This is a genomic window from Pelosinus propionicus DSM 13327 (assembly GCF_900114615.1).
In the GTDB taxonomy this organism is placed as follows: domain Bacteria; phylum Bacillota; class Negativicutes; order DSM-13327; family DSM-13327; genus Pelosinus; species Pelosinus propionicus.
Genome location: NZ_FOTS01000122.1, coordinates 1 through 1,394, shown reverse-complemented (window position 1 = coordinate 1,394; position 1,394 = coordinate 1). Strand labels below are relative to the sequence as shown.

The 1,394-nt window shown below is 42.5% G+C and carries 1 protein-coding gene; it reads right to left on the bottom strand.

Translation table 11 applies throughout. The annotated features are described in order from the left end of the window. Nucleotides 1-96: 96 nt before the first annotated feature. Nucleotides 97-1,394, bottom strand: a 1,298-nt coding sequence (gene ltrA, locus BMZ99_RS25810; protein ID WP_217645164.1) for a group II intron reverse transcriptase/maturase, incomplete at its 5' end; no start/stop codon positions are given.

Below are 1,394 nucleotides of genomic sequence, written 5' to 3'. Positions count from 1 at the left end.
GTCGAGTAGAGGCAGACCTCACGATCTAGCCCCCCTCACGGAACCGGACGTGCCCTATTAAGGCATCCGGCTCTTCATAATAGCATTCACCTATGTTTAGCCATATATATTGATATAAATTCTTGCCCTAGCAAGTGGAAATCGTTTCTCAAGTTTTGCAAAGCCTTCCCAAGTCAGACTCTTCTTCTGACTTCTACGGTTGAGCACTTCAAACATTTTACGGCGTATTCGATAGCCAAACGCACGTATTGCGTTACTGTTGTCGGTCACTCCATAGTAGTGGTAGTGCCCAATTAACTTGGCATTTACCTCTTTGATTAATTCTCCTATCTCCGTATGCATATTATGGTAAAGCCATTCAGCGAAAACTTTTAGTTTTGCTTTGAATTTCTTCCGAATGGTTTTCCTCTTTACACGAAAATTACCTGTCTTGCTTTTGCTACAGTAGTGCGTGAATCCGAGAAAGTTAAATGTGTCTGGTTTGCTACCTCCTTGTTTGGCTCGATTGTCTGCGGCGAAGCGTCCAAATTCAATGATCTTTGTTTTCTCCTCAGCTATCTCTAGGTTGAATTTCCTCAGTCTCTCTATCATTTTTCCGTAGAAAACTTCTGCATCGGATTGGTGTTGAAAGAAACAGATAAAATCATCAGCATATCTGATCAGATATGCTTCGCCTCTGCATTCCCGCTTTATCTTCACCGTAAACCACAAATCCAGTACATAGTGCAGGTATACATTCGCTAGTGTCGGGGAGATAATTCCTCCCTGTGGCGTTCCTGTATCTGTCTCGTATTCTATGCCAGCCTCTATGATTCCAGCTTTTAAAAACCGCTGTATCAGTCGCAATAGGCTTGGATCTTGGATTCGCTCTTGTAAGAACTTCATCATCCACTCATGGTCAACATTATCAAAGAATCCTTTGATATCCGCATCCACCACATAACTAACCTTCCTAGTTTCAAGGATTCTAGCAACCTCTTTCAAGGCATCATGGCAGCTCCTTCCTGGTCTGAAACCGTAGGAACATTCTAGAAACTCCGTTTCGTAGATAACAGTCAAGATTTCATTAAGGGTTCTCTGCACTAGTTTGTCCTCATAGGAAGGTATTCCTAGCGGTCGCTTCTTACCATCCGATTTTGGGATGTAGACTCTCTTTACGGCTTGTGGTCTATATGCTTGCCGCCTCATTCTTGCTAGAAGATCTGTAATGTTTTCTTGTAACTTTTCTCCATATTTTTCTTTCGTCATTGCATCAACACCGGATGCTTTTCCTGTTGACAGGGCACTATGAGCTGCTTTCAAGCTTTCTTCGTCAATTGCATGGATTAGGGTTTGCAACTTAACTCTGGGCTTTTGTTTGGCTAATTCGGCTATCCTTGTCAGTTTTGTTTCCA